Consider the following 4,814-nt stretch of genomic DNA (forward strand, 5'->3'; position numbering starts at 1 on the left):
CACGTAGGTGCCCGACGACGTCGGAACGGCCACGGCGCGGGAGCCGTGAATCACAGGCCGATGTCCTGTGATACCGCGCACCGGGCGCCCTGCTCGGCCCGGCAGCGGGCTACGATGAGCGCTTGTGTGTGCGCATGCACCCACGGCTGCACGGCAGGCGTGCAGCACATCCGGACAAGTAAGAAGGACCCATTCCTATGGCCCCCAAGAAGAAGGTCGCCGGGCTGATCAAGCTCCAGATCCAGGCCGGCCAGGCCAACCCCGCTCCGCCGATCGGCCCCGCCCTGGGTGCCCACGGCGTCAACATCATGGAGTTCTGCAAGGCGTACAACGCGGCGACCGAGTCGCAGCGCGGCAACGTCATCCCCGTGGAGATCACCGTCTACGAGGACCGCTCCTTCACCTTCATCACCAAGACCCCGCCGGCCGCCGAGCTCATTAAGAAGGCTGCGGGCGTCCCCAAGGGCTCCGCCACCCCCCACACCGTGAAGGTGGCCTCCCTGACCCAGGCTCAGGTGCGTGAGATCGCCGAGTCCAAGATGCCCGACCTCAACGCCAACGACATCGAGGCCGCCGCCAAGATCATCGCCGGCACCGCCCGCTCCATGGGCATCACCGTCGAGGCCTGAGGCACTCGCCGGCCCACCGGCTCTCTCAACTCAACACCCATACGAAACCGTGGAAGGGCCTCGCGCGGCCCGAACACCACGACTGCAAGGAGAAGCAGATGACCAAGCGCTCCAAGGCCTACCGCGCCGCGGCAGAGAAGATCCAGTCCGGAGTCCTCTACACCCCGGCCGAGGCCGTTCACCTGGCCAAGTCCACTTCGATCACCAAGTTCGACGCCACCGTGGACGTCGTCTTCCGCCTGGGGGTCGACCCCCGCAAGGCGGACCAGATGGTCCGCGGCACCGTGTCCCTGCCGCACGGTACCGGTAAGACCGCCCGCGTCGTCGTCTTCGCCCAGGGTGAGCGCGCCGAGCAGGCCCTCGCCGCCGGCGCGGACGAGGTCGGTGGCGACGAGCTCATCGAGAAGGTCGCCAAGGGCTACACGGACTTCGACGCCGCCGTGGCCACCCCGGACCTCATGGGCAAGGTCGGCCGCCTGGGCCGCGTCCTGGGCCCTCGTGGCCTCATGCCCAACCCCCGCACCGGCACCGTGACGATGGACGTGGCCAAGGCCGTCTCCGACATCAAGGGCGGCCGTATCGAGTTCCGCGTGGACCGCGCCTCCAACCTCCACTTCATCATCGGTAAGGCCTCCTTCACCGAGGAGCAGCTGACGGAGAACTTCCAGGCCGCCCTGGAGGAGGTCCTGCGCCTCAAGCCCTCGACCTCGAAGGGCCGCTACATCCTCAAGGCAACCATGACCACCACCATGGGCCCCGGCATCCCGATGGATGTCACCAAGGCCTGAGGTTCTTTTCCTTCACGACGGCGTCGGCCGCCTCCTCATGCGGGAGGCGGCCGACGCCGTTCTTCGCCTGCGGGTTGTCCAGGGAGTCCTGGGCCTGCCCGGGGACTCCCCGGGGACTGCACGAGCCCTCCACGGGGGCATCTGCCCATGGTCCGCGAGGTGCCGCGCTGACTACGGTGAAGGCGTCGGTGGCGCACCGGATGGGGGAGGGGAGTGGAAAAGCCGGTCGTCCCCGTCCTTGCTTCTCCCTCTCGCAAGGATGGGGACGACCTCTCCGCCGTGAAGGAGGCCCGGATGGGCCTCAGCGTCGGAACCGGCTACCTAGCCTCGAGATTTCATCGTTGAGGTGGTGAAAGTGGGGTGAAGGGGTTGCTTCGCCGGGAATAAAGTGGGTTGCTGAAATCCGAGAACTCCAGGGCGAGGACACCTTCGTGGTGAACAACAGCGGGTTGTGTCCGGTTGTGGGTGTGGAGTCCGGTCAGGTGCCGGCGGTGGGTCTGGCCGGGGCGAGGCAACTGACCGAGACGAGCGGGGTCACGGGCCTGAGCAACGAGCTCTCGCAGGCCCTGTCTACGTGGCGGCGGCCGGGGTCGGTGCACGACCCGGGCAAGATCATTTTGGATCTGGTGGTGTGCGTGGCCCTGGGAAGCCGGCGCCTGTCGGACCTTTCGCTGCTTCGGTGCGAGAAGGAGGTCTTCGGTCCTGTTGCCTCAGACCCGATGGTCTCGCGACTTATAGGGGCCCTGGCCGACCACGTCGAGGCTGTCGAGGCCGCCGTCAACTGGGCCCGACGCACCCTACACACGGGGGCCGACCTGCTCACCGATACCCATGCCAGGCGTCTCGAGACCCTGTTCGCTGATGATCGCCACGCTGCGGTCCAGGCCTCTGGGGCGTCTACCAGCGCCTCATCCACGCCGGACGCCTCAAAGACCACCTGACAGCAACCACCTAAACCAGACGACAAGCCCCACCTACCACGCCCTCAAACACGAAGAGCCGGTTATGTGGACTAGGAACGATCTTAAGAACTTTTAACCTCGATCGACTTGATAATAAGTTGAGTCATTTCGCGACCTTTGGTGTTCCCTTTTGGGGTGCAAATGTAGACACCGTAGGCGTAACCCGAAGGTCCGTCGGCTATAACAGCCTGACATGAGAGATTAATTTCCTTCGTGTCGTTATTCCAGGGGGGAGTGGCGGATTGCTCCCAAGTGAAAGTGTATGCGTTGGAAGATCCCTTGACGGTTGTCTTCTTGGGGGATACCGAGATGCCATCCTCGGCATAGAATTTTTTATCATTCTCTGAGATGCTTGCGGCGGTTTGGGAATGGTCTGTGTAGTATTCCACGTCAATGAGTGCCGGGTTCGCTTCGTCAGTGACATAGTAATTAATGCGAGACATGCCGGCGTCGTCCTTCACGGGCTGCTTGTTAGAAGTTATCGGATTCGGCGCTTCAAACGTCAAGCCATGGGCGGGGCTATGTTTGACGAACTTGCTTGTGCTGCTTTCGCTACTGGCTGCAGGCGCCGTGGCTTCACTGCTCTTGCTGCCGTGAGCGCTGCAACTGGAAATTAAGGTTGCTACTATGAAAAGCACCGAGGCGGAGCGAAGTTCTCGAAGGCTCATTATCATACTTCCTTAACCTACTATCTGTGGTGTTCCTGAAAACCGCAAGCGCTAACTTACTAGTCGGGCTCCAATCTTTACTTTTCTTCGATTGTCCAACCATTTTTTGTCGGTGTAGATGATCGCAGAATCCGTGTGGACTGAAACTGTCGCAGTACCATGGGTGTCATCCTTTGAATGGGATGTCACTGTGGCACCGTTGAGCTTCGCATAGTGTTCAGTGGCCCGTTTAGTTGTCGGTCCAGCAAGTGAGCCGAGTCCTTTTCCGACGCTTCCCCAAAACTTGTCTTCACTGCGAGACTTAGTGGCGTTGCATACGTGGACTCAATTGAGTGGCCCCAGGCTTCTGCTGCCGTCAAGGCGGCTGCGTCTGTGGCATTGCTCGCGTCGCGACGATGCAGAATGACATCACCTAGGCCTGTCATCAGAGTTAATGCGATCAGGGCAACAATGCCAACGGCGACACTAAGGTACGGAAGAATGCTGCCATGCTGTGATGCCAGTCCTCGTCGGTGAGTTGCATTAATTCGGCACAGAGTAGCGCGTCGCATCGTGGTGGGTCTTTCAGCTGTTCTTGACGGGGATGTCGGTGAGGCGGTAGGCGAAACTGGAACCGAGATACTCGTTGGGGAGGTGGTCGAGGGTGACGGTGTCGCCGCCGGGGTCGGGCCAGACGACGCAGATGGTGGTGGTGCCGGCCTTGATAGGGGGAGTGAGCTCGAGCTCGGTGAGGGGGACGTGGGTCTTGAAGCCGGCGTCGCGGTAGTCGGCTGGGTAGATGCGTTCGCCTCCGGCCAGGAGGGTCAACCCGTCGGCGGCGTATGTTGTGGCTTCCTCGCTGCCGTCCTCGCCCCGGGAGTTGGTCAAGAAGGTTTCTTTGTCATCAAACCAGGCGTAGAAATTGGGGATGGTGCTGCTCTTGGTGCTGAGGGTGGTGTGGAGCTGGCCGAGGAGGTAGCCGCCAGAGCGGGTGACGTGGTCGATGGTGATGGTGAGATGGTCGTCGCTACCATCACTTTTGACGGTGACGCCGTCTGAGCCCTTGGCGACGGGGCCCTTGGGGTCGGGCAGCTTACCGCTGCTACTGGGGGTGGTGGTGTTCTTGGGGGTGGTGCCGCCGGTGGGGGTCAGGGTGATCTCGACGCGTCGGTTGGCGGCGCGGGCCTCGTCGGTCGTGTCGTTGATGCGGGGTTCGGACTCGCCTTTGCCGGACACGGATGTCTGCCACTTGTCGAGCTTGGTGAGCTGTTCGAGGCGGGTCTTGACGGCGTTGGCTCGTTTCTCGGACAGGGTCTGGTTGTAGGCGTCGTCCTGGACGTCGTCGGTGTGCCCCACGATGGTCAGGGTCCCGCCGTTGGGGTACTGGTTCAGCTGGCCGGCGACGGTTTGGAGCTGGGCGTCGGCGGCGGGGGCGAGGTCGGCTGAGTCTGAGGCGAAGGTGACGTCTGATGCGAGGGTGACGGTGATGTCCTTGCTGCCGGTGTGGGTGCTGGTGGAGTCGTCCAGTGCCTTGGTGTAGCGCTCAATGGGCACCGGGGCGGCCAGAGCCTGGTCGGGCTTGGAGTCGTCCCGGGAATAGCCGATGGTGGCGACACTGTCGAAGGCCTTGTCCATGGCCTTGAAGTCGATGCCGGAGGCTGCTGCGGCGCCGCTGTCGAGGACGTTGACGGTGACGAAGCCGGCCTGGGGGACGAAGACAGTGACCTCCTTGGCGTCCACCGGCCCGAAGAGCAGAGCCTGTCAAGGTTTCTGTGTAAGCGGTTTACA

The 4,814-nt window shown here is 62.6% G+C and carries 5 protein-coding genes and 3 pseudogenes; 4 read left to right on the plus strand and 4 right to left on the minus strand.

The annotated features are described in order from the left end of the window. Positions 1-197 precede the first annotated feature (197 nt). The gene (gene rplK, locus HMPREF2883_RS12560; protein ID WP_003789267.1) at positions 198-629 is read left to right on the plus strand and encodes a 50S ribosomal protein L11; all 432 of its coding nucleotides are present in this window, start codon (positions 198-200) and stop codon (positions 627-629) included. 98 nt (positions 630-727) lie between these two features. Further along, entirely contained in the window at positions 728-1,417 is a 690-nt protein-coding gene (gene rplA, locus HMPREF2883_RS12565) for a 50S ribosomal protein L1 (protein WP_009405977.1), read from the plus strand. Here rplA and HMPREF2883_RS15180 read toward each other — a convergent pair. Next, a complete protein-coding gene (locus tag HMPREF2883_RS15180; protein ID WP_176747221.1) occupies positions 1,404-1,550 on the minus strand; it encodes a hypothetical protein in 147 nt (48 codons plus the stop codon). The two genes, rplA and HMPREF2883_RS15180, sit on opposite strands and share 14 nt — an antisense overlap. Before the next feature lie 358 nt (positions 1,551-1,908). On the opposite strand from HMPREF2883_RS15180, the pseudogene HMPREF2883_RS15675 reads away from it, so the two are divergent. Next, positions 1,909-2,172: pseudogene (locus tag HMPREF2883_RS15675) on the plus strand (transposase); the annotation flags it as partial. Positions 2,173-2,202: 30 nt separating this feature from the next. After that, a pseudogene (locus HMPREF2883_RS15680) lies at positions 2,203-2,348 on the plus strand (ISL3 family transposase); the annotation flags it as partial. A 93-nt stretch (positions 2,349-2,441) separates the two neighbouring features. Here HMPREF2883_RS15680 and HMPREF2883_RS14910 read toward each other — a convergent pair. The 3 genes and pseudogenes from HMPREF2883_RS14910 to HMPREF2883_RS12575 form a co-directional block, all read right to left on the minus strand. After that, entirely contained in the window at positions 2,442-3,047 is a 606-nt protein-coding gene (locus tag HMPREF2883_RS14910; RefSeq protein WP_141759126.1) for a hypothetical protein, read from the minus strand. Positions 3,048-3,232: 185 nt separating this feature from the next. Beyond that, on the minus strand, positions 3,233-3,598 hold the full coding sequence (locus HMPREF2883_RS15920) for a pilus assembly protein TadG-related protein (RefSeq protein WP_141759127.1): 366 nt from the start codon (positions 3,596-3,598) through the stop codon (positions 3,233-3,235). A 13-nt stretch (positions 3,599-3,611) separates the two neighbouring features. After that, positions 3,612-4,781: pseudogene (locus HMPREF2883_RS12575) on the minus strand (OmpA family protein); the annotation flags it as partial. Positions 4,782-4,814 lie beyond the last annotated feature (33 nt).

The sequence above is a fragment of the Actinomyces sp. HMSC075C01 genome (genome assembly GCF_001812965.1).
Lineage (GTDB): Bacteria > Actinomycetota > Actinomycetes > Actinomycetales > Actinomycetaceae > Actinomyces > Actinomyces acetigenes.